At 55.9% G+C, this 24,490-nt stretch carries 19 protein-coding genes and 3 pseudogenes; 14 read left to right on the plus strand and 8 right to left on the minus strand.

Annotated elements, in window-relative coordinates; all coding sequences use genetic code 11:
• Positions 1 to 134 precede the first annotated feature (134 nt).
• From MPZ60_RS12590 to MPZ60_RS12635, 10 genes and pseudogenes are all read left to right on the plus strand, one after another.
• A complete protein-coding gene (locus MPZ60_RS12590; protein ID WP_242881700.1) occupies positions 135 to 365 on the plus strand; it encodes a transposase in 231 nt (76 codons plus the stop codon).
• Positions 366 to 429: 64 nt separating this feature from the next.
• Entirely contained in the window at positions 430 to 891 is a 462-nt protein-coding gene (locus MPZ60_RS12595) for an IS5 family transposase (protein ID WP_255777547.1), read from the plus strand.
• Positions 892 to 916: 25 nt separating this feature from the next.
• Positions 917 to 1,842 (plus strand): annotated as a pseudogene (locus MPZ60_RS12600) (IS5 family transposase).
• A 191-nt stretch (positions 1,843 to 2,033) separates the two neighbouring features.
• Positions 2,034 to 3,005, plus strand: coding sequence for a tripartite tricarboxylate transporter substrate binding protein (locus MPZ60_RS12605; protein ID WP_242881698.1), 972 nt, complete (start codon positions 2,034 to 2,036; stop codon positions 3,003 to 3,005).
• A gap of 1 nt (position 3,006) precedes the next feature.
• Entirely contained in the window at positions 3,007 to 3,726 is a 720-nt protein-coding gene (locus tag MPZ60_RS12610) for an SDR family oxidoreductase (RefSeq protein ID WP_242881696.1), read from the plus strand.
• A 3-nt stretch (positions 3,727 to 3,729) separates the two neighbouring features.
• Complete coding sequence (locus MPZ60_RS12615) at positions 3,730 to 4,491, plus strand: SDR family NAD(P)-dependent oxidoreductase (protein WP_242881695.1); 762 nt, start codon at positions 3,730 to 3,732, stop codon at positions 4,489 to 4,491.
• A gap of 74 nt (positions 4,492 to 4,565) precedes the next feature.
• Positions 4,566 to 5,387, plus strand: a complete 822-nt coding sequence (locus tag MPZ60_RS12620; RefSeq protein WP_242881693.1) for a TauD/TfdA family dioxygenase — start codon at positions 4,566 to 4,568, stop codon at positions 5,385 to 5,387.
• Between the two features lie 75 nt (positions 5,388 to 5,462).
• The gene (locus MPZ60_RS12625; protein WP_242881691.1) at positions 5,463 to 6,911 is read left to right on the plus strand and encodes an aldehyde dehydrogenase family protein; all 1,449 of its coding nucleotides are present in this window, start codon (positions 5,463 to 5,465) and stop codon (positions 6,909 to 6,911) included.
• A 133-nt stretch (positions 6,912 to 7,044) separates the two neighbouring features.
• Positions 7,045 to 7,944, plus strand: a complete 900-nt coding sequence (locus MPZ60_RS12630) for a LysR family transcriptional regulator (RefSeq protein ID WP_242881689.1) — start codon at positions 7,045 to 7,047, stop codon at positions 7,942 to 7,944.
• 56 nt (positions 7,945 to 8,000) lie between these two features.
• A complete protein-coding gene (locus MPZ60_RS12635; RefSeq protein WP_370688513.1) occupies positions 8,001 to 11,090 on the plus strand; it encodes an FAD-binding and (Fe-S)-binding domain-containing protein in 3,090 nt (1,029 codons plus the stop codon).
• 239 nt (positions 11,091 to 11,329) lie between these two features.
• Here MPZ60_RS12635 and MPZ60_RS12640 read toward each other — a convergent pair whose 3' ends face one another.
• The 6 genes from MPZ60_RS12640 to MPZ60_RS12665 form a co-directional block, all read right to left on the minus strand.
• Entirely contained in the window at positions 11,330 to 14,443 is a 3,114-nt protein-coding gene (locus tag MPZ60_RS12640) for an error-prone DNA polymerase (RefSeq protein ID WP_242881685.1), read from the minus strand.
• Positions 14,444 to 14,458: 15 nt separating this feature from the next.
• On the minus strand, positions 14,459 to 15,769 hold the full coding sequence (locus MPZ60_RS12645; protein WP_034356769.1) for a DNA polymerase Y family protein: 1,311 nt from the start codon (positions 15,767 to 15,769) through the stop codon (positions 14,459 to 14,461).
• Positions 15,714 to 16,514, minus strand: coding sequence for a translesion DNA synthesis-associated protein ImuA (gene imuA / locus MPZ60_RS12650; protein WP_242881683.1), 801 nt, complete (start codon positions 16,512 to 16,514; stop codon positions 15,714 to 15,716). Before imuA ends, MPZ60_RS12645 begins: the two co-directional genes overlap by 56 nt.
• A 179-nt stretch (positions 16,515 to 16,693) precedes the next feature.
• A complete protein-coding gene (locus MPZ60_RS12655) occupies positions 16,694 to 16,903 on the minus strand; it encodes a hypothetical protein (protein WP_034356767.1) in 210 nt (69 codons plus the stop codon).
• An 88-nt stretch (positions 16,904 to 16,991) separates the two neighbouring features.
• The gene (locus MPZ60_RS12660) at positions 16,992 to 17,378 is read right to left on the minus strand and encodes a type II toxin-antitoxin system VapC family toxin (RefSeq protein ID WP_019042333.1); all 387 of its coding nucleotides are present in this window, start codon (positions 17,376 to 17,378) and stop codon (positions 16,992 to 16,994) included.
• Positions 17,378 to 17,593 carry a DUF2191 domain-containing protein gene (locus tag MPZ60_RS12665; protein WP_034356765.1) on the minus strand — a complete coding sequence of 72 codons (216 nt, stop codon included), beginning with the start codon at positions 17,591 to 17,593 and terminating at the stop codon, positions 17,378 to 17,380. The genes MPZ60_RS12660 and MPZ60_RS12665 overlap by 1 nt, the downstream gene beginning before the upstream one ends.
• An 84-nt stretch (positions 17,594 to 17,677) precedes the next feature.
• Here MPZ60_RS12665 and MPZ60_RS12670 point away from each other — a divergent pair.
• Positions 17,678 to 18,495, plus strand: a pseudogene (locus MPZ60_RS12670) (SprT-like domain-containing protein).
• A 147-nt stretch (positions 18,496 to 18,642) separates the two neighbouring features.
• Positions 18,643 to 19,243: pseudogene (locus tag MPZ60_RS25225) on the plus strand (IS5 family transposase); the annotation flags it as partial.
• Positions 19,244 to 19,311: 68 nt separating this feature from the next.
• On the opposite strand, the gene MPZ60_RS12680 reads toward MPZ60_RS25225, so the two are convergent.
• Positions 19,312 to 20,985 (minus strand): phosphoethanolamine transferase, encoded by a 1,674-nt coding sequence (locus tag MPZ60_RS12680; protein ID WP_230629841.1) that lies wholly within the window; start codon positions 20,983 to 20,985, stop codon positions 19,312 to 19,314.
• A gap of 251 nt (positions 20,986 to 21,236) precedes the next feature.
• Here MPZ60_RS12680 and MPZ60_RS12685 point away from each other — a divergent pair, with 251 nt between their 5' ends.
• Positions 21,237 to 21,626: a CzcE family metal-binding protein gene (locus MPZ60_RS12685; protein ID WP_080571250.1), complete on the plus strand. Its 390-nt coding sequence runs from the start codon at positions 21,237 to 21,239 to the stop codon at positions 21,624 to 21,626.
• A 79-nt stretch (positions 21,627 to 21,705) separates the two neighbouring features.
• Here the strand turns inward: MPZ60_RS12685 and cadR are convergent, their stop codons facing one another.
• Positions 21,706 to 22,152 carry a Cd(II)/Pb(II)-responsive transcriptional regulator gene (cadR, locus tag MPZ60_RS12690; protein ID WP_019042328.1) on the minus strand — a complete coding sequence of 149 codons (447 nt, stop codon included), beginning with the start codon at positions 22,150 to 22,152 and terminating at the stop codon, positions 21,706 to 21,708.
• 76 nt (positions 22,153 to 22,228) lie between these two features.
• Here cadR and MPZ60_RS12695 point away from each other — a divergent pair, with 76 nt between their 5' ends.
• Positions 22,229 to 24,460 (plus strand): cation-translocating P-type ATPase, encoded by a 2,232-nt coding sequence (locus tag MPZ60_RS12695; protein WP_029158351.1) that lies wholly within the window; start codon positions 22,229 to 22,231, stop codon positions 24,458 to 24,460.
• Positions 24,461 to 24,490: the final 30 nt, after the last annotated feature.

Here is a 24,490-nt window from a genome sequence, read left to right on the forward strand (position 1 = left end):
AGTCAGTAAGTAGAGCGAATTTTCACGGATATTGACATATGGCGGTGTTGCAGAAATCGGCGTATCGTAAGCGCTAGGGCCTGTTGACATAAATAGTTGAGTGCCTGCGGCAGCCCCGAGAATGCGGGGTCTGCATGCACATCGATCGCACTCAATTCAAACGTATCCGCCATCTGCTGCCATTGCCACGCGGCAGCGTTCGCATCAGTCACTACCGCTTTCTCAATGCTCTGGCCCACATGGGCAGCAACGGCTGCAAGTGGCGTAGCCTACCTGCCCGCTTTGGCCCCTGGCACACGGTGTACATGCGTCTGCAGCGCTGGACACGCAACGGCCTGCTCAACGAGGTGCTCAGCCACCTATAGCAAGAACGTTTGAGCAACTGGTGCGTGCAAGCCTTGAGTCTGGACTCCACCCTCGTCAAGGTGCATCCCGACGGTTGCGGGGCTAGGAAAAAACGGCCCACAAGCCATAGGCAGAAGCCGAGGTGGCTGGACGAGCAAACTGCACATGGTCGCCATTAGTTGCCGTGATGCGCTGCTATGGAGCCTGACGCCGGGGCAGTCTGGGGATGCCCCCGAGGGGTGCAAACTCATCGAAGCGATGGGGAGCCAGGACGCGATGGTGTATTTGCTAATGGACAGCGCCTATGAAGGCGATGGCACACCTGCTGCAGCTTTGGTCCGCAACTTCGTGCCTGTTGTGCCTGCCCATCCACAACGCAAGCATCCATGGTCTTTGGATAAGCACCGGTATCGCCAGCGCAATGAAGTGGAGCGTTTGTTCCGGAGGATCAAGGCATATCGCCGGGTGTTCACGCGTTACGACAAGCTGGACATGATGTTTGCGGCGTTTGTATCCATCGCTTTGATATGCGAACACCTTCGTTAATGTGAACAGGCCCTAGGCTCAAGGCATGGGCCAGCCCAGCAAGCCCCGCTACCGCACCACCAACTGGAAGCAATACAACGCCTCGCTTAAAGCACGAGGTTGATTGACGGTATGGCTGGACAAGCGCATGTGCTGGTTTGCCGCTGCCAGCGGCAAACGCGGGCGTAGCCCGAAGTTCTCGGATGCTGCCATCCAGTTTTGCTTGACGCTCAAGAATCTGTTTGGCTTAGCCCTGCGCCAAACGACAGGACTGGTGCAGTTCGTGCTGCAATTGTCGGGGCTTGCTTGGCCTGACCCTGACTTCAGCACTTTGTTCAGACGCCAATTAGGGTTGAACGTTCAGGTGCCGTACACACGCAGCCAAGGTGGGTTGCACCTGCTGGTGGATTCGACAGACATCAAATCCCTAGGTGAAGGCGAGTGGAAGTGCAAAAAGCACGGACCTGAGCATCGCCGGCAGTGGCGCAAGCTGCACATTGGCGTCAATGCCCAGACATTGCAGACTCGAGCCATCTGCGTGACTTCCAACAATGTCAGCGATGCTGCCGTGTTGCCTGACTTGCTGCAGCAGTTGCCGAAAGATGAAGTGCTCGAGAGCCTGACTGGTGATGGAGCTTACGACACACAGCCAATCCATGAAGCGGTGTTGAGGTGCGGAGCGACTCCAGTCATTCCACCTCGAAAGAATGCACGCATCCGCAAAGGCAGCGTCTTTGAACATCGCAATGCAGCGATTGCCGCATGCAAGCGGTTGGGGCGAAGCATCTGGAAGCGCTGGAGTGGCTATCACCGGCGAAGCTTGGTGGAAACCAAGATGAACTGCATCAAACGACTGGGCGAACGCGTGATGTCCGCACCTTTGAGCGCCAAGTGAATGAGTTGCACATCCGGGCAGCTATCTTGAATCGATTTACTGAACTGGGCCGTCCTCAGACGGCAGCCGTGGCATAGCCACGGCTAGGGTTTGGGGTAGCTCGCTTCAAACGGGGTTTATGTAACAGAGCCGATTGATACGAAAAACGTAAATATTAAGACATTAAAAGAGATAAATAAATATAAAAATTAACTAAAATCAAGTCGTGTTGATTGTGTTGTTGTAGCTGCGCGTGTTCAAAAAATAGTAACCACCTTAGAGGAAGCCGATGAAGACTAAAACTCTACTTGCGATTGCATCTCTGATTTCAACCATATCCGCTCCTGTCTTGTCGCAAGACGTCTGGCCCAATGGAAACGTTACCATCGTGGTGGGTTATGGGCCGGGCGGAACGACGGATATTCTCGCTAGGGGGCTAGCCAACGACCTCGGCAAAAGGCTAAATAAAACATTCATTGTTGAAAATAAGGCCGGCGCCAACAGCAACATTGCCGCTGATTTTGTCAAGCGCGCTAAACCCGACGGACTGACCTTGTTTGTCGGAACGACCGCAAATGCCATAAATTACAGTCTCTATAAAAATCTTAAATTCGATTTTTCGAAAGATTTCAAGCCAATCGCCAAGATCGCCGGCGTTCCTAATGTAGTAGTCGTCAAGAAAAGCAAGGATTTGTCGACCTTTGACCAATATGTCAATCTCTCCAAATCCGAGGACACAACTTGCGCCTCATCCGGTATTGGTTCAGCTGTTCACATGTCCTGCGAATTTTTCAATTCCACCATGAATACAAAAATCAGGCACGTTCCCTTCAAAGGAAGCAGCGATGCAATGAGCGCATTGCTAGGCGGACATGTCACGTCGGCTTTCGACAATTTACCGACGGTCATGGCTAATATCAAATCCGGTAATTTGACTGCGCTGGCAGTGACGACGTCAAAGAGGAATAACCAGCTTCCAGATGTACCAACCATCCAAGAGAAGATTGGCAAACCATTCAACATTGAGGCCTGGTTCGGGGTCTTCTCGCCGGGAGGTGTTCCTCAAGATGTTGCGGAAAAAATCAACCACGAGATCAACAAGACGCTGGAAAGCAGCGATTTTCAGGCAAAGCTGAATGATATAGGAGCAACAACACCGGCAAAAAATACCAACAGCCTTAATGATTTCGATACTTACACAAAAAGAGAAGTGAAAGTTTGGGGTGAGTTGATTAAAAAAAATGGCGTAAAGGCAGAATGAAATGTCACAGCACAGAATATTGGTGACCGGCGCCAGCCGCGGAATTGGCTTAGAAATCGCCCGACATTTCAGTGAAAAAGGGCACGAAGTCGTTGGCGTGGCCCGGAGCAAACCTGAGTCATTCCCCGGAGGTTTTTACGAGGTTGATTTATCCAGCGCGAAAGACACGCAAGCCTGCCTTGCGGATATTTCGAAAGATTTTGATGCCGATATCGTCATCAACAATGCGGGGCTGACGACGTCGAACACCATAGAGGAGTCTGACTTCGAGGAGTTCGACAGCATCGTCGCCGTCAACCTGCGCGCCGCCATGCAGTGTGCCCAGGCTTTCATTCCCTCCATGAAGAAAAGGCAGTGGGGAAGGATCGTCAATGTTTCCAGCCGTGCCGCATTGGGCATGCCGAAAAGAAATGCCTATTCGGCGGCCAAGGCCGGGATCATCGGGTTCACGCGGAGCTGGGCGCTCGACCTGGGCAAATACGGCATCACGGTGAACGCTGTCGCGCCGGGCCCCATCCAGACGGAACTCTATAAAAAGAACAATCCCATGACAGGCGATCAGATGAGTGAGCTGATACGCCGTATTCCCGTCAACAGGCTCGGAACACCTGAAGACATCATTTCACCCATCGATTTTTTCTGCGACGAGAAATCCGGTTACGTGACCGGGCAGGTTCTGTACGTCTGCGGCGGATTGTCGATCGGTGCAGCTCCTGTTTAAGCCATGAACCAATCCCATCAACGTGTTGCCGTTGTGTCGGGAGCCTGCGGCGCCATCGGATCCGCAACTGCCGAGACGCTGGCCAGGAGCGGGTACAAGGTGGCCCTACTGGACATCGACTCCCGCGTCAGCACCCTTGCCGATGAAATGAGATCCAGAGGCCATGCCGCGAAAGGAATCGTTTGCGACATCAGTGACGAACTAGTCGTCACCGGTCTCAAAGACAACCTAGAGGACTGGTTTGACGATGTGGCCGTATTGATCAACAACGCCGGCATTTCGCCCAAATCGAACGGGGCCAAACGGCTGGTCAAGGACACGCCGCTGGAGGAGTGGCAGCGGGTGATGAACATCAACCTGACGGGCCCGTTTCTCCTCTCCCGGGAGTTGATCGTGCCCATGATGAAGCGGCGCTGGGGCCGGATCGTCATGGTCGCCAGCCAGGCCGCCAGAACCAGAACCGTGGTGCCTGGCTCGCATTACCAAGCGTCGAAGTCCGGTCTGATCGGGTTCGCGCGTGTGCTGGCTGCCGAATGCGCGCCCCATGGCGTGATCGTCAATACGGTGGCGCCCGGACGGATCAGAACCGGAATGACGGATGTGGTCAGCAGCGAGGTGAATGACGAGGTCGTCAAGTTCACGCCTGCCGGACGAATGGGCACGCCCCAGGATATCGCGCATGCCATTTCTTACCTGTGCTCCGACGATATCGGCTATGCAGTGGGCGCCATCATCGACTTGAACGGTGGCAGCTTCATGCCGTGATGCGCTGAACTAATTTTAACAACCCGTCGATGCCAGACATCGAACCTGAACCACTCCTTAACTGAAGCGAAAAAATGAAAATCTCCAAATTGACCGGCATCATCGGCGCCGAATTGCTGAACGTCGATATTTCCAGAGACCTGAGCGATAACAAGATCAGCGATATCCGACAGGCTCTGCTGGAAAACTACGTCGTGTTCTTCAGGGACCAGAACCTCACACCGGAAGAGCACATTCGGTTTGCTCAGTGTTTTGGCGAGATTAGCAAGTCGCCTGTCTACAAGACCATGGATGAATATCCGCAGATCATGCCGATTATCAAGAATCCTACCGACAAGGATGTAATCGGGGACACGTGGCATACGGATGAGACCTACCAGACAACGCCGCCCATGGGCTCCCTGCTCTACGCGCGCGAAGTTCCCGAAGTGGGCGGCGACACCCTCTTTTGCAACCTCTATCGTGCCTACGACACGCTCTCTGAAGAAATGAAAGAAATGCTGAAGAAGCTGCGTGCCGTGCATTCGAATGAACTCCTCAATGCGGGAAAACGAAATTCCACGCGTTCAACAAAACTGCGCGACGACATTGGCGACATCGAAACGTCTCACCCAGTCATCCGGCGTCACGAAGAAACCGGCAAGGAGTTGTTGTTTGTCAACAAGCCCTTCACTATGTATTTCGAAGGCATGTCTAAAGAAGAAAGCGCCCCGCTTCTGCAACATCTGTATGCCCACAGCAGTAAACCCGAGAACACCTGCAGGTTCCGCTGGAAAAAGGGCTCGCTCGCTTTCTGGGACAACCGCTGCACCATGCATTACGCCATCAATGACTACCCCGGCCAGCGCCGTGAAATGCACCGGATCACTATCGAAGGCCAGGTTCCATCGATCTGACCTTCCCGATAGGCATACAAGCTCTTGCTTCGGTTCGGGCTTGTTCACTGCTCCCTCCTATTTTTGAAAATCCAGATGACACCCTTTAGAAACCTAATTAATGGCGAATGGGTCGCTGGCGAGGCCACGGCGCTTAACCTCAACCCAAGTGACTTGTCCGATGTCGTTGGCGAATACGCGCAAGGCAGCGCGACGGATGTCGATGCGGCCATGGCGGCAGCGTCTGCAGCCTTCCCAGCCTGGGCGACCTACAGCATTCAAGCTCGCCATGACGCGCTCGATAGGATCGGCAATGAGATCCTGGCACGCAAGGACGAACTGGGCGACCTGCTGGCCCGCGAAGAAGGCAAGACCCTCCCCGAAGCAGTGGGCGAGGTCGCTCGTGCCGGCCAGGTCTTCAAGTTCTTTGCCGGTGAATGCCTACGTCTAGTCGGTGAGAACCTGCCGTCGATTCGCCCCTGTGTCGGAGTGGAAATCACGCGCGAGCCTGTTGGGGTTGTGGCGCTGATCACGCCCTGGAACTTTCCGATCGCCATCCCGGCATGGAAGATTGCTCCGGCTCTCGCCTTCGGCAACTGCGTGGTATTGAAGCCAGCGGACCTAGTGCCCGGTAGCGCCTGGGCGCTAGCCGACATCATCCACCGCAGTGGTATTCCGGCCGGGGTGTTCAACCTAGTCATGGGCCGGGGGCGTGTGATCGGAGAGGCACTGATCCACCACCCTGATGTGGCTGCCGTAAGCTTCACAGGTTCAGTCGAGGTCGGCCGCGCCATCGGCGAAGCCTGCGTCAAGAACGGCAAGAAGGTTCAGCTGGAAATGGGCGGTAAGAACCCGCAGGTGGTGCTAGATGATGCCGATCTTGCCCAGGCCGTGGAACTTTCGACCCAAAGCTCTTTTTACTCGACCGGACAGCGCTGCACCGCCTCGAGCCGCCTGATCGTGACCGAAAAAATCTACCCTGCGTTCGTGGAAGCGCTGAAGGCACGCCTGGCGACGCTCAAGGTCGGCGATGCGCGGGCTGCGGGGACCGACATCGGCCCGGTCGTGAGTCGGTCGCAATTGGCGCATGATCTTTCGTACGTCGACATTGCCCGGCGCGAAGGTGCAGTACTGGCCGCAGGCGGCGAGATCACGGCCTGCCACACGGGTAGTGGCAAAGAAGGCTTCTTTATGCAGCCTGCGCTATTCGTGAATTCCACGCCAGGCATGCGCATCAACCGCGAGGAGGTGTTCGGGCCTGTCGCCAGCGTGATCCGCGTTCGCGATTACGAGGAAGCGCTGGCGGTCGCCAACGACACCGAGTTCGGCCTGTCTGCCGGTATTGCCACGACCAGCCTGAAACACGCCACGCATTTCAAGCGCCACGTGCAGGCCGGCATGGTCATGGTGAACCTGCCGACCGCCGGCGTCGATTACCACGTACCATTTGGCGGACGCAAAGGCAGTAGTTATGGCCCGCGCGAACAGGGCCGCTATGCGCAGGAATTCTATACCGTCGTCAAGACAAGCTATACGCTGGCCTGAATCTGACGCCGCCTTGTTAATAAGCGGGCGGCATCGTTGTGCTCGCCACGGTTTTTTCGATCAATATGGTGAAAATATTCCCTGCCATTTCGAATTGAAAACTTAAAATCTTTCGTTCATACGAAAAAAATAGATGATCAATTCAAAAAAGCTTATGTATTTTATTGCTGTTGCCGAAGAGATGCATTTCGGCCGCGCAGCCAGCAGACTGGCCATCAGCCAGCCTCCGCTGACCAACCAGATCAAAATGCTGGAGGAAGAGCTCGGCGTCAGTCTTTTCAAGAGAAGCACTCGGACCGTCACCCTCACAAAGGAGGGCGCTTTGCTTTACGAGCATGCAAAAAAAATCATTGCGGACATTAATAACTGTAAATCGGTTGTCAATAATGTCGAGCGAGACAAGGAAATCGTTCTGGGTGTTCTGCACGCGCACACCTACACATTCCTACCAGACCTTCTGCGATATGTTTTTTCACAGAATCCGGATTTATCCATCCGCATCGTTGAATACACGACGAGTGAACAGATAAAAACCATTCGGGATAAACGGATTGACCTGGGAATCATCAGAGAACCCATCGCGTTTCCAGGAATTATTGTCGACCGGATCTACGAAGAGGAATATGTGCTCGCGATACCGACGGATTGGATGATCAACCCGCGCAAGGAAATATCTATCAAGGAGCTGGAAGGAAAATCGATCATTGTGTATCCCAGTCATGACAGCAAAAAGGGAACTAGCAATATATTCATCGACTTTCTGCACCAGCACAAGGTCATCTTGTCCAAGAAGATAGAACTGAACACCATCCATTCAGCCCTGTCCCTGGTTGCCGCCGGCAGGGGGTTCACTCCCGTTCCGAGTACGCAATCGAAGATGAAGTTCCCGCATGTCAGCTATCTGAAGATCAAGGAACCAGCCCCAACTTTGTCTATCGCTATTGCATGGAATGAGCGTTACCTCGAGCCTCATTTCACCGAATTCATCAAGCTGTCAAAGAGTTTTTTCAACGAACTGAACAAAACGGTTTGAACGTCTTTGCTTTTCAGCGCTGCGTTCCAGTTTTCACCAGTCCTCGATTTATGACCATGATTTCCGCCCTGCCTCAGGACCTACTTGAAGAGACCTACGCCAGATTCCTGGCTGCCCTCCAGGGGGGCGGCTTCGAAGGCGACATCAGCGACTCCCATGCTGACCGTACTGTGCTGGCAACCGACAACTCGATCTACCAGGTGGTGCCGCAGGCCGTGGTGTACCCACGGGGCGTCGGCGACGTCCAGTGCGTCGCCCGGCTGCTGGCACAGCCCGCATTCCGGAAAATCGTGGTCGCGCCCCGGGGCGGCGGCACAGGCACGAATGGCCAGTCGCTGACGGACGGTATCGTGGTCGATTTGTCCCGGTACATGAACCGGATCCTGGACATCGACGTGCCGGCGCGCCGGGTCCGCCTCCAGGCCGGAGTGGTCAAGGATCAGCTCAACGCGGCGTTGAAGCCGCATGGTCTTTTTTTTGCACCCGAACTCTCCACCTCGAACCGAGCAACGATCGGTGGAATGATCAGCACGGATGCAAGCGGCCAAGGAAGTTGCACTTACGGCAAAACGCGGAACCACGTGCTGGCTCTGAGTTCCGTCCTGTTGGGAGGGGCGCAGCATGAAAGCCATGCCATCCCCGACGAGGAGCTGGAGCGGCTCTGTGCGGAGCCAGGGACGCTGGGCGCGGCCTACGCGGCGGCAGTCAGGATCGAGCAAGAGCAAGCGGACCTGATCGCGGAAAAGTTCCCAAAGCTCAACCGCTGCTTGACGGGCTACGACCTGGCCCACCTGCGTGAGGCGGACGGCCGTTTCAATCTCAACAGCATCCTGTGCGGTGCCGAAGGCTCGCTCGGCTTTCTGGTGGAAGCCACGCTCAACGTACTGCCGATCCCGAAGCACACGTCCCTGGTCAACATCCGGTACGCTACATTCATGGATGCCTTGCGCGATGCGCGCACCCTAATGGAACACCACCCCTTGTCCATCGAGACCGTGGATTCGAAAGTCCTGCTGCTCGCGATGGACGACATGGTCTGGCAAAACGTCGAACCCTACTTTCCGCAGGATTCGCAGCCCCCGACCCTGGGGATCAACCTGGTCGAATTCAGCGGCGAAGATCCCTTGGAGCTCGCCGACCGCGTGGCGGCGTTCCGGTGCCACCTGAGTACGGACACCAGTGTCATCCGCCAGGGCCACACACTGGCCATGGGCGCGGAGGCCGTCAATGCGGTCTATGCCATGCGCAAGCGGGCCGTCGGCCTGCTCGGCGCGGTGGATGGAGAAGCCCGTCCCCAGCCGTTTGTGGAGGACACCGCTGTTCCACCCGAACATCTGGCAGCGTACATCGAGGAGTTCAGGGCCCTGCTGGACAGCTACGACCTGCAGTACGGCATGTTCGGCCATGTCGATGCGGGGGTGCTACACGTGCGGCCTGCGCTGGACATGAAAAATCCGGCTGACGCGGCCCTGGTGCGGCCCATCTCCGAAGGCGTCGCGCGGCTGACCCAGAAATATGGCGGCTTGCTGTGGGGCGAGCACGGCAAGGGTTTCCGGTCGGAGTTTGCGCCCGGCTTTTTCGGCGCGCTTTATCCGGCGCTGCAGGCCATCAAATCGGCCTTCGATCCGCACAATCAGTTCAACCCCGGCAAGATCGCGACACCGCTGGCCTCAAACGGCGTGCTGAGAAAGGTGGACGGCGTGCCGCTGCGCGGCAACCTGGACAGACAGATCGACGAGCGGGTCTGGCAAAGCTACGGAACGGCGATGAAATGCAACGGCAACGGCGCGTGCTACAACTTTGATCCTGATGATGCGATGTGCCCCTCATGGAAAGCGACGCGCAACCGCATCCATTCGCCGAAGGGACGTGCATCCCTGCTGCGCGAATGGCTGAGGCTTCAACAGGCCGCAGGCGTCGACGTTCTACAGGCAGAGGATGGCAGGCAACCGTTCTTCAAGGGTCTGCTGTCGCGCTGGAAGAACGTGCGGGCCGAACAGAAAAATGCATCCCCTGATTTCTCGCATGAGGTCTACGACGCCATGGCGGGCTGCTTGGCCTGCAAATCGTGCGCGGCCCAATGCCCGGTCAAGGTCAGCGTGCCGGAGTTCAGGTCGAGATTTCTGGCGCTCTACCACGCCAGGTACCAGCGGCCGCTGAGAGACTACCTGATCGGCTCCCTGGAGCACACCGTGCCTTACTTCGCGCGGGTGCCTCGGCTCTATAACGCGCTGATGGCCTCGCCGCCGGTCGTCCGGCTGTTAGAAAAGCAGGTTGGGATGGTGGACAGCCCACTGCTCAGCCGCTTCGCGTGGAATGCGGCTGCCCGTCGCTGGGGCGCGCGCGAGGCCACGCCGCAGGCACTGGATGCGCTGTCATCGCAGGAACGCCTCAAAAGCGTCGTGTTCGTGCAGGATGCTTTCACCCGTTTTTTCGAGTCGCCGTTGTCGGCCAGCTACATCGAACTGGCCGCCCGGCTCGGTTATACCGTTTATCTGGCACCGTTCCTGCCGAACGGTAAGCCCTTGCAGGTGCAGGGCTTCCTGCCAGCCTTCAACGCCGCTGCCAGGCGCAATGCCGCGCAGCTCAAGGCACTCGCCGCCAGCGGCATAGCGCTGGTCGGCCTGGATCCTGCCATGACGCTGGTCTACCGGCAGGAATATCGCAAGGTGCCCGGCTTGCAGAACCTGCCGGACGTGCTATTGCCGCAGGAGTGGCTGCTCAAGGCCCTGCCAGCGGAGCAAGCCCCGGGCGCCGGCACCTACCGGCTCCTGCCGCACTGCACGGAAAGAACCAACGTGGCCTCCAGCAGCAGCGACTGGGTTCAGGTATTCAGTCGCCTGGGCCTGACGCTGCAGGAGCAGCGCGCGGGTTGCTGCGGCATGTCCGGAACCTACGGCCACGAAGCCCGCAATGTCGCCACCTCCCGGATCATCTTTGAACAGTCCTGGGCGGCCGTGACCGACAAGCAGGATGAGGCCGAACTGCTGGCCACCGGGTACTCCTGCCGGAGTCAGGTCAAAAGAATGCGGCAGACGAGCCTAAGGCACCCGTTGGAAGTGATCCTCGACATCGCGAGGTCGCGCAGCAGCCCGCCAATGCCGGTCACTGCCCCCACGCCGGAAACGCTGGCTTCCGTGGAGTGAACCCCAGAGGGCCGCGTACTTCCCGTCGGCACCGCAGTGCGCCAGGAATCCCGTGATCGCGCGGCCCAGTCTTTTTTCGCGGTGCAGTACTGTTGATTTCCACCCAGAAGTGACCCACTAGCCCCCGGTGGGTCAGTTATGCGTGGAAATTAACAAGGTCCCGTAGCGAAGTACCGCTGATGGCGCGATTTCGCTTGTATTTGCTTTGAATTTCATAGGTTGCCAATCATGCACCATCCTCATTTGAATTCTCGGCTTTCCGTGGAAAGTCGGCCCAAGAGGTGGGATAGGTCCGCCAGCCGCTCCGCTATGAGGTTGCACACTTGACCTTGGCGCTGCCAACGCCCTTCGACTGCTAGAAGGCGCGACCCTAGTAGCACCTGGCGCTGCTCATCGCGCACGTCGCGCCAGACAATAACCTGTGTGCAGCCCTCCTCGTCTTCCAACGAGACGAAAACCGTGCCGTTGGCCGTGCCCGGTTGTTGCCTCAGCGTCACGATGCCGGCAGTCCGCACTCGCTCGCCGCTGACGACAGTGCGCAGCTGCCTGGAGGTCTTGAGCTTGTACTTGTTCAGCCGCGGCCGCAGAAGGCGCATGGGGTGACTGCGCAGCGTCAGGCCTGTCGAGGCGAAGTCCCATAGCACCTCCTCTCCCTCGGGCGCTGCCGGCAGTTCCAGGAAAGCTTCGTCAACCGTGGCCACCTCTAGTAGCTCTGGCGCGGCGTGCATGGCTGCGGCATCCCACACCTGTTGGCGACGGTGCCCAGATAGCGTGGCCAGGGCACCTGCAGCCGCTAGAACCTTCATCTCGTGTTGCTGTAGACGCACACGCATGGCAAGTTGCTCAGCGGTGTCGAACGGTGCTCGATGACGCTCCTGTGCAATACGCTGCGCGCTGGTGCTGCGCAGGCTGGAGATAAGGCGCAGGCCAAGCCGAACAGCTGGCTTGGATTCGATGTCTTCGATCGTACAGTCCACCTCGCTGTGCATCACGTCGACAGGCCGTACTTCGACGCCGTGGCGGCGCGCGTCCTGGACCAGCTGGCTGGCGGAATAGAACCCCAGCGGCTGACTGTTGAGCATGGCCGCAAGGAATGCGGCAGGCTCATGGCGCTTGATCCAGCAGCTGGCATAGACCAGCAGAGCGAAGCTGGCCGCGTGACTTTCTGGGAACCCATATTCGCTGAAACCTTTGATCTGCTCAAAAATTTGCTCTGCGAACTCGCGCTCGTAGCCGCGTGAGGTCATGCCGTGCACGATCTTGTCGTAATACTTTTCGAGGCCACCTTTGCGCTTCCAGGCTGCCATGGCTCGGCGCAGGCCATCGGCCTCGCCTGCAGTGAAACCTGCCGCAAGCATGGCCACCTGCATGACCTGCTCCTGAAACACGGGCACGCCCAAGGTGCGGCCCAAGGCCTCCTTTAGCGCTTCGCTCGGGTAGCTCACGGGGTCAATGCCCTGGCGTCGGCGCAAATACGGGTGCACCATGCCGCCCTGAATCGGGCCAGGCCGCACGATGGCCACCTCGATCACCAGGTCGTAGAAGCGCCTGGGTTTTAAGCGTGGCAGCATCGTCATCTGCGCGCGGCTCTCGATCTGGAACACGCCAACCGTGTCTGCACGGCAAATCATGTCGTAGGTAGCCTTGTCCTCTGCAGGAATGTCCTGCATCGAAAAATTGAAGCCACGGCGCCGGCTGATGAACTCCAATGCTCGTCGGATGGCCGACAGCATGCCCAGGGCCAACACATCAACCTTGAGCAGGCCTGCCGCATCCAGATCATCCTTGTCCCATTCGATCACTGTGCGATCCGGCATCGAGGCGTTTTCTACTGGAACCATCCTGCACAGCAGATCTCGCGTGAGCACGAAGCCGCCGGTGTGCTGGGAAAGATGCCGTGGGAAGCCGATCAGCTGCTCCGTCAAGGTGATGAGCTGCTGCACGGCCAGCGAGCTAGTGTCCATGCCGAGCTCATCGAAACGCTCCTGACGAATGCTGCGGCCGTCAAACCACTGCTGCCCCTTGGCAATGGCGTCGACCACTTCGAGCTCGAAGCCCAAGGCCTTGCCCACATCGCGGATAGCGGATCGAGGCCGATAGGAAATGACGGCAGCCGTCAGCGCAGCGCGGTCGCGGCCGTATTTCTGGTACAGGTACTGAATGACCTCTTCCCGGCGCTGGTGCTCAAAGTCGATGTCGATGTCGGGTGGCTCGTTGCGCTCCCGGCTGATAAAACGCTCGAAGAGCACGGACATGCGCGCGGGATCTACCTCCGTCACGCCCAGGCAGTAGCAGACCACGCTGTTGGCTGCAGAGCCCCGGCCTTGACAGAGGATGTTGCGCGACCGGGCAAAGGCCACGATGTCATAGACCGTGAGGAAGTACGGCTCATACTTCAACTCGCAGATCAACTCCAGCTCGTGCTCGATCTGGTGCTGAACCTTCTCTGGGATGCCGCCTGGCCAGCGCCGACCTGCCCCTTCGTAGGTCGCCTGGCTCAAATAGCTGGCTGCCGTGTGCCCTGCAGGGACGACTTCATCAGGATATTGGTAGCGCAGCTCGTCCAAACTGAATTTGCAGCGTTCAGCGACCCTCAGCGTTTGAGCCAGCAGCTCGGCGGGGAATGTCTGGGCCAGCCGCAACCGGCTGCGCAAGTGCCGCTCCGCGCTGCGCTGGAGCGCGTAGCCGCATTCAGTGAGCGGCTTGCCGACGCGCGTGGCCGTCAGCACGTCCTGCAGGGGCTTGCGCGACCGCACATGCATGTGCACGTCCCCCACGGCCACGAGCGGCAATGCGGTTAGATCGGACAGCTCCCGCATGCGATGGAGCCACAGCTCATCATCCAGCCGGCGCACCAGATCCACACCGATCCAGCAGCGGCCCGTGAAATGTGTCAAAGCCCAGCCGCCCATGGCGGCTAGCTGTGGGTCTGTCGCGCAGCGCTCTGGACACAGCAGCACCAGGTTGTCGCGAAGCTCCTTCCCATCGATCTCATCGAGATCGAGCCGATATGTCCCCTTTTCGGAAGAGCGGCGCAGCTTGGTGATGAACTGGCACAGGTTGCCGTATCCGTTGAGATTCTGGGCCAGGACCACCAGGGTGAATGGTGCTTCGCTGCTATCACGCGGCTGGATGCTGAACTGTGCGCCCAACAGCAGATGCAAGCCCGCTTGTTTGGCTGCCACGTGTGCGCGCACCACACCAGCCATCGAACACTCGTCTGTAATGGCCAGGGCGCTGTAGCCGAGCTCCTGGGCACGCTCTACGAGCTCCTCCGGTCGGCTGGCCCCACGCAGGAAGGTGAAATTGGAGATGCACCGCAGCTCCGCATAGGCAGGGAGGACGTTTTCCATCACGGCCGCTCTTTCTCAGGCGTAGTGCCCGTGCAGGAACCAGGCGGTTTGGTCGCCGGCGAGGCGTGCCTGGAAGATCCAGAGCAGACCTGCATGATCGCTGCGGGCAACCCAGTAGTCCCGCTGCACGTTCAGTGGGATTTCTTCGCCATTTCCCTCTTCATGGCCACGATGCCACCAGCCGCCCTCCACTCGATCAGGACCAAGCAGCAGCTGCAGGGTCCCTTGATAGATCGGGCGATTGGCGCGCTCTATCAGGCGTATGGGCTTGTCCAGCACCCAGCTGGGAAGCGGCAGCTCGTGCACAAGGTCGGACTTGGAAGCTCGGCGAGCTTCGGTCGAGCCCCACTCCTGCGTCCATTCGAGACGGTGATCGGCCGTCAGCTGTGGCCGACGCACCGCGCCATCACCCAGCCGTGCCTGGATTCGCTCTAGGGCCAACTTGGTGGATTGAGCTCTATTTGCAACCTCTGGGATCAGCGAGCGGCTTTCCTCAACAATGGGCTGCACCTCGGTAGCCAGGATCTCCAGCTCACCAGCTGGTGCGAGCAGCTCGACCTTGGCCAGATGCTCGCCGAGCAGCCGAGCGAAGTGCTCGACGTTCTGTGTTGGCTCCGCTGTACGGATGGTCAGTTCACCTCCGGTACCGGCATCGCGAGCACGCATGTCGTCATGACACCACCGCAATGTGAACGCAGTAGCTCCCAGCTGACGAGCTTTGAGCCAGCCTGCCATCTGCAGAAGCAGCCGCCGCGCCCCGAAAAGCATGGCAGGTGCCAGATCCACGCGACACATGAGCTCCAGCCGCGCTCGAAAGGTCTCAGGCACTGTCGCCCAGGCGTAAGCCTCCGGCCGTAGGCCATATGCGCGGTCCATTGCTTCAAGAAGCTCTTTGTCGAAGCGACGTACGATGCCGCCGCGCGGCAGCGCACGCACTTGACCAAGGGTTCTGCATCCAACCCTCGCCAGGGTCGGCTGATGCTTGGCCACCGCAGTGATTCGCTCCAGCAACAGCTGATCGAGCAGGCGCACTAACGGCTCGTGGAACCCATCGCTCACACCTTGTCGTGCCAACGCAAGCGCTGCCAGGCCTGTCGGTGCCCATGCAACGCTGGCTCCGAGTTCTCGCGCTCCAGACTCCACCAGCGAATGCAACGCCGCTGTACCGCCGAATAGCCGCATACTTGCCTCGACCTCCAGCAGTACGCCCTCTTCGACCATGGCCACGCGCGGCGTGAACTGCAAAGCCCAGACCGCTAACGACTGTAGATCAATGGGCGATGCGGAGCTTGGAAGCGATATGGGAATGAGAGCTGCCCAATGCATGGCGCACCTCCTGTGGAATGCTTGGCACTGGAATGCCAAGGTTGCGCATACGAGGCGGAATGATGGAATTTAGATTGCCTGGAACAGCATTCAGGTGCATTACTTCGACGGCAGCACCACCCCGGCGTTTGCGGATCTGCACATCAATGTCCCAGCCCTGGCCGAGAGACACAGAGAGCCGCAGCGGTGCCGGCGAGGCGTCGCGTAGGGCTGACTCGGGACGAATCAAGAACACTAGTGCATCGCATGCATGCGCGTGAACCTGCAGGCGGCGGATCTGGTCCTGCCTTGCTTGAGGAAGCCAGGCAATCACAGCACCGTCTGGCTCAGATTTAATGAGTTGCTCTGTGGCCCATAACCGTTCAGCCGGCCCCTGGGCATCAATCCAGACAAGTTGCTCTGGAGCTAGACCGAGCTGAGCAAGGCCCATTGCGAGTGGAGTCTTCGGAGGAGCAACCAGATAGACCCGACTACCCTTGTCCGCCAGCAGCTCAGGCAAGGCCGGCCCGAGCAACCGCCATTCACACAGTGCGGCCTGGGGCAACAGCAACTCGCTCAAGCCATGAGTCGGCCAGCCTCCACCGGGCAACGCGGCATTGAGCTCCGTAAAGCCAGTAGGGAAAGCTCTGCCGGTCGACCTTGCTACCTCTGTGCCGCGCCAAACCGCCTGCGCAAGATGCGACGGCAGATGCCAGCGGTCATAGTCACCGGGATCGTGTGTGATGGAGTGGGTTGCGGCATTCATGGCTTTTACCTGTATGGGCATACAGTATAAAAGCCTTGATGCAGATTTGCACCTGGATGTTGGCGTCGCTTAACCAGTGCTGCGGATTGAGGAGCAGCACTGCAGGTCTAGGTGCTGCCCGTGCGAGTTCAGGAGGCAGTGCATGGTGGCCTCTGCTTATCCGATGGGCAGGCAGGGCTTTACCTGCCGCTGATCAACTTATGGATGAGATCGCGCCTGTCTCCAATAGCCAGTGTATTAATCTGATCTTTGTTGGCTTGGTAGTGGGCAACAGCACGAGTAATTTCACCTTCGCTGACATCGCGGTGCAGTCGGTCCAGTCCACACCCAACAACGCAACCTATTTCGGTGTCGTAGCGTTCTATAAGCAAATCACGGTATTTAGTCATAAGGCAAACTCTCATCATCGAAGCGCTGCCGAAGCTTCGTGCTGCAGCGATTTACGCTGGCTTCATGGGCTGGCAGCGCCAAGGGCGATCAATGCAAAGGCGGTAGATAGGCCACGTTCAACTGTGTGGCCATGTCGGCGAGGCGTCGATCTGCAGTCCAAAGTAAGGCGCCAGGAGTGATAAGCGTAGAGGCAAGCAGCGATAGATCTACTAAGCCGCAGCCCTTGCCGAAAAGCTTGTTCTGCTCCAGAAATTCCAAAGTCTCTGGAATTGATGCCTCCTGGCTCGGCCGCAGCATCGCCAGAGCCGCCAGCGTGTCGGCACGCGGTGCTGGCGGCGTACCACAGGCCAGCTCTGCATGCACCATGGAATGCATCAGCACGCTGTCTTGCATAAGCAATTCCTGCAGGTGAGTGTCTGCCTCACGAAAATGTCTCACCCACACTGATGTATCGACTAGGACGGACACGGGCATTAGCGTGAGTCCTCAGCATCCGCCTCACTGCCACGGCGCGGCACATCGGGCATATTTGGCGCGGCACCGCCGAGCGCAGCCAAACGCTTACCTGCCTCGACACGTGTGAAGGTTTCCAGTGCGAGTCGTACCAGTTCCGGCACAGCAATACCGGGTGCCGCGACGGCGCGTGCGCGGTTTACGACATCGTCATCGATCGTGAAAGTCGATCTCATCGCTACTCCTTAAGCATCAGAACTGATGCAGTTTCGCATCAAACTGGATGTTTGTAAATCGCATTTGTACTGCACAATACAAATATGCAACCTAAGTCTACCGAGCTCGACCTTGCGCATACACGCCGCCTGGCGCCAACCCAGGAAACCTACAACGAGCTGCAGATGGCTTACGACCATTTCAATGCACGCCTGTTTGAGGGGCAACTGCCTAGCTGCTTGATTACGCTACAGCGGGAAAAACGTACTTTCGGATATTTCTCGGCAGCCCGCTTTGCCTCGGCCGACGGCTCCACGACCGACGAGATTGCACTGAATCCGACCTACTTTGCAGTGGTGCCAATCATTGAGACGCTCCAGACCCAGGTCCATGAAATGACGCACTTGTGGCAGCACCATTTTGGCAAACCAGGCCGAGGCCGGTATCACAACGAGGAATGGGCGCGAAAGATGGAGAGCATTGGACTCATGCCCTCCTCTACCGGGCAACCTGGTGGCGCGCGAACGGGTGATTGCATGGCGGACTATGCCATCGAGGGTGGCCGCTTCCTAGCTGCATGCCAGGAGCTGCTGACCGCAAATTTCACGCTCAGTTGGTACGACCGATTTCCCTCTGCCGATCATGTGATCGCTGGCCAAACCAGTATGGCCAACCACATTCAAGGCATCGAAGGACCAAGCCCCCCATGGCCAGCATCCCTGCCCTCGCCGAGGCAGTTAAGCCCACGGGCTTAGCTGTTGCCGCCACTGCAGGGGAAGACGGAGTTCTTACTACGCCCGCCAACAGATCCAATCGGGTGAAATATAGCTGCAGCGGATGCAAGAATCCGATCTCGGTATGGGGACGGCCAGGGCTAAAGCTGATCTGTGGCGCGTGCAGGGGCAACTTCACAGCTGTTTAGAGCAAAGCTGCGAGCGCTGGCCTTAATTGACCATCATTACGATACGCGATGACCGACCTGCTTGTTTTGACGACCGTCAGGAAACGACCAGAAGCGGAAATCCGAGTAAAAAATTAGGTCGCCAACTAGCCGTCGTTCAAATCTGACCTGAATTTGCTGCTCGACTCCACTGGCATCAAGTTCCTGGGCGAAGGAGAATGGAAATGTAAAAAGCATGGGGCGGAACGTCGACGTCAATGGCGCAAGGGGTACATCGGCATTGATTCCCAAAGTGCGAGCCGTCTGCGTGACCTTCAACAACGCAGCGATGCGGTGGCGGTGCCGCACTTGTTGGCACAACTGCCGGCAGATGAGTCATTGCTGACCATTACCGGTGATGGCGCCTATGACACACAGCCTGTCTATGCCGCCGTGATGGAGCGCAATGCCATGCCCATCATCCCTCCGAGAAAAATGCCTGAATGCCCGAATGCGCTATGAACGCAAGTTATGAAAGAGTTGGAGTGGCTATCACCACAGCAGCCTGTTGTAGACCAAGATGCATTGCATTAAACACCTGGGCGAGCGGGTCATGTCTAGAACTTTCGAGCACCAGGTCAACGAACTGCACATTCGAGCCTCCATTCTCAATCAGTTCACTGAACTGGTCTGTCCGCAAAAAGTGGCGGTGGCATCGTCACGTCTTGGGTCAGGGGAAGTTTGGCCCGGAACTGATTTATGCAACAGTGCCGTTTATATCCAGAAGTAAATTATCTAGCTTTGGCGGCTGGCTTGATCGGTTCTAGGCATTTCCTCAAGCCAGTCTTCTTTCATGTATTAATTGCCTGTTATTGTGTCATTTATAGGTAAGCGTGGACTAATCCAGCTATAGCTCGAGTTGATAATACTTCGGGATGGATCGTAACTATTCCAACGTAATGCCATTAGATCCGACATGGTCCAAGCGAGCCAGTCAGCTCTAAATGGTCTATCGGAAATATTTTTAGAAGCCACATCAGTTCCTGTTGATGTCCATATTATTGTGGGTATTTTATAACCGGATGCAGTACTGGGGCTGTGACCAACTTTATTTGTTTGATGACCAACCTCCTGCCCGTGATCAGATACGTAAATAACGGACTTGTAGTCCTCTGCGCTGGATGGGGAACTTTTTATTTTTTCAAAGACAGATGCAACTACAGTGTCTTGATAAAGAATAGCCGAGTCGTAGTCGTTTCTAAATTGCTGAACCCACATTGAGCGCTCAGCGACCGACATTACTTTTGATACTTCATCATCGGGAAATTGAGGCTGCTTTTCTGGGTACCGGAGACGATAATGAGGATGAGCCCCCAGCATATGTAGAACAATCAACTTTTGGGGATGTGGATCTTTAAGAGCTTCTTCATATGAAGGCAATAAAATCTCATCAAGTGAATTGCTAGATCTTCCTGGTTTATTATTTTCCATGGAAGTCACGTCGGCCATAGCTGCGTGCTTCTGCGTAATTGCAATATCGTCATGATTGCTTATCCACCAAGTCTTATATCCTGCTTCTTTCGCGAGAGCAATAATATTTAACTTCTTATCTGTTTCACCGGTTGTGAAGTTCATCATGCTATCGATGGCCGGAATAGTAGTTGCTTCCGTGGACCATGAATTACGAATAACGAGAAATCTATCGCCTATATCTTTCTGAAGCTTTTCAAGCATCGGTGTCGTATTCCTTTCATAGCCATAAATTCCCATGTTATCTCGATTTATGCTCTCGGAAATAACAAGAACCACGGTGGATTTATCTTTCCTAGCAATTGAAGGAATCTCATTTTTCGCCAACCTTTGTGCTAAGGCGCGCTCTTTTCCATATGACGTCCAGCTTTCTTTCGTAACCTTTACGGATTCAGCCAAATTAGACCAAAAGATAAGAGGATTTATTTTTCTCCATGGTTTACTTATGTAAGAAACGGCCGATATTAAGATGATGATGGATAAAGCGATCAACTCAATTTTAGAGACCTTTGTTTTATTTCTGGCCCCTTTTAAAGACAACCAAAGAGCAATTGCCGCTGAAATTATTAAAATAATACTGGATCCACTGAAATCACGGATGTGTGTGGATATATAGCCTCCAATTTCCGATGTATTTGTGTTAGCAAGTGCACTTACCACCATCGTGCTATCCGGCGCAGCAGCGTACATTGAGATGAGATGCGCTCGAACTGCTGAGTCCAATAAAAACACAAGAACAAAGCTCCATACAAGCAATGCTCTAATTAAGTTCAACCTTGAGTTATTAATTGGAATTAGTAATAGCAATAGTGTCGGTATAAGTAGAATACTTATCTGTAATATTTTTCTACCTTCATATCCTAGAGATGCAAAAACAATTTGCATCGCAAGCAGAGAAACAATAGTTAACCATAGCTTATGGCGATTGGTAGATTTTTGTAAAAACAAAGCTATTCTTGATCGGTGAAGTTTAAGATTATCTTCGGATGCTGGTGCGCTCATAGAAATCCTATTAACCCTAATAGAAATATCGAGATTCGATTTGGAATAGGGGCACAGAACTCTATGTGTGCAATACCGACAGAAATCTGACATCCAGATTACATTTTAGTAATCAGGTTAATTCACGCTGTAGATTACAAAAATATCATGTTGCAGACTATATTGCGTAAAGTGCCTGTCTATATATTTGATGTGTCTGGGTAGAAAGGCGCTCAGACACTCTTCAAGTAATTGATAAAGGACTCTTCATCATGAAAACTAATCTCGCAATTCTGGCTTCGATCCTGCTGTCCTCAGCCACCGTCGGGATGACAGCATCGGCAAATGAAAGCAGTTTCGTTGGTCAGTCTGGAAGCACGACTGCAAAGACCAACTCGACTACACGCGGTGCAGACAAAACATTTGGACGAGCAGGTGCTGCGTCTCAGGTCACACGCGTTGTTGACACAACACGAAGCACTCAATATCTCAATCTTGTGTGTGGAGAGACGGTTGCGTTCACCAATGGCGGGGAACAGTTCATCTGGAAATTTGATGTGATGGGTCACAGGCCCATCGAGTTGTCGAAGATCGCACCCGCAGCGTTTGCAGGCAGCACGCTAAAGATCTACGTTGCAAACAATGAGCTCGAACGCCATTGATTGCTGCTCTTGTCTACCACAATAGAAAGCCATGAGAGCCTGCCGCATCCACTCGGTCAATTGGTCGGCGCATGGCTCCCTAGTGCGCGCCGTCGATATGGCGCTGGGGGCGAGTAGACGCGCTGCTTGTCGTGGAGCTTGTCTCCAGTCTTGCAAGAACGCCGCATTCAGAAAGCGCCTTTGGAGCGCTGCAGCTTGCACGAATGGTCTGAAGTTCAGTGACGAGAGCATTCAGTTCTTGAATGCGATGAGTGACATGTTCTATGTGTGTGTCCAAGAGTGCATTGACTTCTGCACAGTCCTTCGCAGATGACTCGCGTAGCAAGAGCAAAGCACGTACTTCATCAAGTGTCATATCCAGTGACCGGCAGCGTCGAATGAAGGCAAGTTGGCCTATGTGCTCCGCCGAGTACATCCGGTAGTTGTTTTCAGCTCTAGCAGCCGAAGGCAACAACTTCTCGCGTTCATAAAAGCGAATGGTCTCAACCGCCGTACCAGTGACCTCAGCCAGTTCACCAATCTTCATGGACCACCTCGAAATGAGTTGACTCTATACCAACTACAGGGTTTTAAATTGCCACATTGTCAACAGGAGATCGAGTATGAAGCACCCAAACATTGATGACAACACGCTTAGTACCGCCACAACGGATTGCTGCAGCTCACACACTACCCCGAGCCCGGTGGCAGCTCCGTTGGATAGAGGGCTAACTTACCGCATTCCGACAATGGACTGCGCTGGCGAGGAAGCTGAGATACGTCGTGCACTTGAACCAATTGCAGGTATCCGGGGACTCCGATTCCAGCTCTCGCAGAGGACTCTCAAAATTGACGCGGACACTGATGCCCTTGCTGCCGCATTGTTGGCGATCACTGAAGCGGGCTTTGAGCCAAAGCTGATCTCATCAAACACGGCGGACTCAAGCCATGCAGCTGGAGATGGCCACGACCATGAGCTTGTGCGTGGCACAACTCCAAAGTTGGTCGCGGCGCTTGCTCTTGCTATCGCTGCTGAAGGTGTCGGCTACTTCGCGCCAGAAACCATGGCTTGGAAAGTCGCCGGCTTTGCGGTCGCCGCGATTGCGATTTGGCTTGCGGGCTTTGACGTCTATAAAAAAGGGTTTGGAGCACTTCGTCGTGGCAAGCTGAACATCAATGCATTGATGACTGTTGCTGTGACTGGTGCGTTCGTCATCGGTCAATGGCCTGAAGCGGCGATGGTGATGGCGTTGTATGCCATCGCCGAGGCAATCGAGGCGAGAGCAGTCGATCGGGCCCGCAATGCCATTCAGGGGTTGCTTGCGATGGCTCCGGACCAAGCATCGGTTCTCCAAAGTGACGGTAGTTGGCTAACCGTCGCAGTTGCACAAATCGCAGTGGGCTCGACGCTGCGAGTCAAGCCAGGTGAGCGCGTTCCTATGGATGGAGTCGTTCAGACAGGGCAAACGAGCATCAACCAGGCCCCCGTAACTGGTGAAAGTATCCCCGTTGACAAGGCGGCGGGTGACCCAGTGTTTGCAGGCACCATCAACGAGTCTGGAACCTTTGAGTTTGAAGTTACTGCATTGGCCTCCAACTCGACGTTGGCGAGGATTATTCATGCCGTTGAGCAAGCACAAGCGACTCGAGCGCCTACTCAGGGGTTCGTTGATCGATTTGCTGCAATTTACACACCTGCAATTTTCGTTATCGCCGTAGTCGTAGCATTGGTAGGCCCCTGGCTACTCGGCTGGACGTGGATGCAGGCCGTCTATAAGGCACTGGTTCTGCTAGTTATTGCTTGCCCCTGCGCACTCGTAATCTCCACACCAGTGACGATTGTGAGCGGCTTAGCGGCGGCAGCCCGCCGTGGTATTTTGATCAAAGGCGGTATCTATCTGGAAGAGGCGCGCAAGCTTAAGGCAATCGCGCTGGACAAGACCGGAACAATTACTGAGGGCAAGCCGCGCCTTGTGGACTGGTCGTTGGTTGATGCCGCGAGCAGCCTTGATACCGCGGAGTCGGTGGCAGCAGCTCTCGCTGGCCACTCAGATCATCCTGTGTCGCGCGCCATCGCAGCGGGCCTGAAGCCTAACAGCGCAGACATTCAGAACTTCACGGCACTTGCTGGACGAGGTGTGCAGGCCGAACTGAGTGGAACAGTCTATGTACTAGGGAATCATCGCTTGATTGAAGAACGTGGCCAATGCTCCTCAGAGCTTGAAGCCACGCTCAAGCGGCATGAAGAATCCGGCCGTACTGTCACATTGCTTGCCGACCCGGAACGAGTCATCGCACTGTTTGCAGTTGCCGACACGATTAAGGGCTCCTCTCGTGAAGCTATATCTGAATTGAAAGCGCTTGGTATCACCCCAGTCATGCTGACTGGAGACAACCAAGCCACCGCCTCTTCAGTAGCCAGTGAGGCTGGTATCGAGCAAGCACGAGGAAACTTGTTGCCGGAGGACAAGCTAGCTGCCATCAAAACCCTCCAGAGCCAGTATGGACTCACCGCAATGACGGGCGACGGTATCAATGATGCCCCAGCGCTGGCCCAAGCAGACGTCGGGGTTGCCATGGGTGCCGCCGGTACAGATACCGCGATGGAAGCAGCCGACGTCGTCGTGATGAATGATGACTTGCGAAGGATTGCTGAGACAGTGAAGCTGTCTCGATCCACCCATGCGATCCTTTGGCAAAACATCACTCTTGCTCTTGGCATCAAGGCGGTATTTCTAGTCTTGGCAGTGTTCGGGAATGCATCCATGTGGATGGCTGTATTCGCTGATATGGGGGCAAGTCTCCTAGTTGTCGTCAATGGGCTAAGGCTGCTTGGAAAAGTGTCCAAGTCCTGAATTCGACAGAGGTTTTTCGTGTGCACCAAC

Origin of the sequence: Comamonas sp. 7D-2 (assembly GCF_022749555.1) — a bacterium.
Taxonomy (GTDB): domain Bacteria; phylum Pseudomonadota; class Gammaproteobacteria; order Burkholderiales; family Burkholderiaceae_C; genus Comamonas; species Comamonas thiooxydans.

Excerpts from the sequence above, each read along its gene's own strand:
- MPZ60_RS12605 (WP_242881698.1), top strand. The coding sequence starts at position 2,034 with ATGAAGACTAAAACTCTACTTGCGATTGCATCTCTGATTTCAACCATA.
- MPZ60_RS12635 (WP_370688513.1), top strand. The coding sequence starts at position 8,001 with ATGATTTCCGCCCTGCCTCAGGACCTACTTGAAGAGACCTACGCCAGA.
- MPZ60_RS12645 (WP_034356769.1), bottom strand. The coding sequence starts at position 15,769 with ATGCATTGGGCAGCTCTCATTCCCATATCGCTTCCAAGCTCCGCATCG.
- MPZ60_RS12625 (WP_242881691.1), top strand. The coding sequence starts at position 5,463 with ATGACACCCTTTAGAAACCTAATTAATGGCGAATGGGTCGCTGGCGAG.
- MPZ60_RS12695 (WP_029158351.1), top strand. The coding sequence starts at position 22,229 with ATGAAGCACCCAAACATTGATGACAACACGCTTAGTACCGCCACAACG.
- MPZ60_RS12655 (WP_034356767.1), bottom strand. The coding sequence starts at position 16,903 with ATGACTAAATACCGTGATTTGCTTATAGAACGCTACGACACCGAAATA.
- imuA (WP_242881683.1), bottom strand. The coding sequence starts at position 16,514 with ATGAATGCCGCAACCCACTCCATCACACACGATCCCGGTGACTATGAC.
- MPZ60_RS12630 (WP_242881689.1), top strand. The coding sequence starts at position 7,045 with ATGATCAATTCAAAAAAGCTTATGTATTTTATTGCTGTTGCCGAAGAG.
- MPZ60_RS12640 (WP_242881685.1), bottom strand. The coding sequence starts at position 14,443 with ATGGAAAACGTCCTCCCTGCCTATGCGGAGCTGCGGTGCATCTCCAAT.
- MPZ60_RS12610 (WP_242881696.1), top strand. The coding sequence starts at position 3,007 with ATGTCACAGCACAGAATATTGGTGACCGGCGCCAGCCGCGGAATTGGC.
- MPZ60_RS12620 (WP_242881693.1), top strand. The coding sequence starts at position 4,566 with ATGAAAATCTCCAAATTGACCGGCATCATCGGCGCCGAATTGCTGAAC.
- MPZ60_RS12660 (WP_019042333.1), bottom strand. The coding sequence starts at position 17,378 with ATGCCCGTGTCCGTCCTAGTCGATACATCAGTGTGGGTGAGACATTTT.
- MPZ60_RS12685 (WP_080571250.1), top strand. The coding sequence starts at position 21,237 with ATGAAAACTAATCTCGCAATTCTGGCTTCGATCCTGCTGTCCTCAGCC.
- MPZ60_RS12615 (WP_242881695.1), top strand. The coding sequence starts at position 3,730 with ATGAACCAATCCCATCAACGTGTTGCCGTTGTGTCGGGAGCCTGCGGC.
- MPZ60_RS12590 (WP_242881700.1), top strand. The coding sequence starts at position 135 with ATGCACATCGATCGCACTCAATTCAAACGTATCCGCCATCTGCTGCCA.
- cadR (WP_019042328.1), bottom strand. The coding sequence starts at position 22,152 with ATGAAGATTGGTGAACTGGCTGAGGTCACTGGTACGGCGGTTGAGACC.
- MPZ60_RS12680 (WP_230629841.1), bottom strand. The coding sequence starts at position 20,985 with ATGAGCGCACCAGCATCCGAAGATAATCTTAAACTTCACCGATCAAGA.
- MPZ60_RS12665 (WP_034356765.1), bottom strand. The coding sequence starts at position 17,593 with ATGAGATCGACTTTCACGATCGATGACGATGTCGTAAACCGCGCACGC.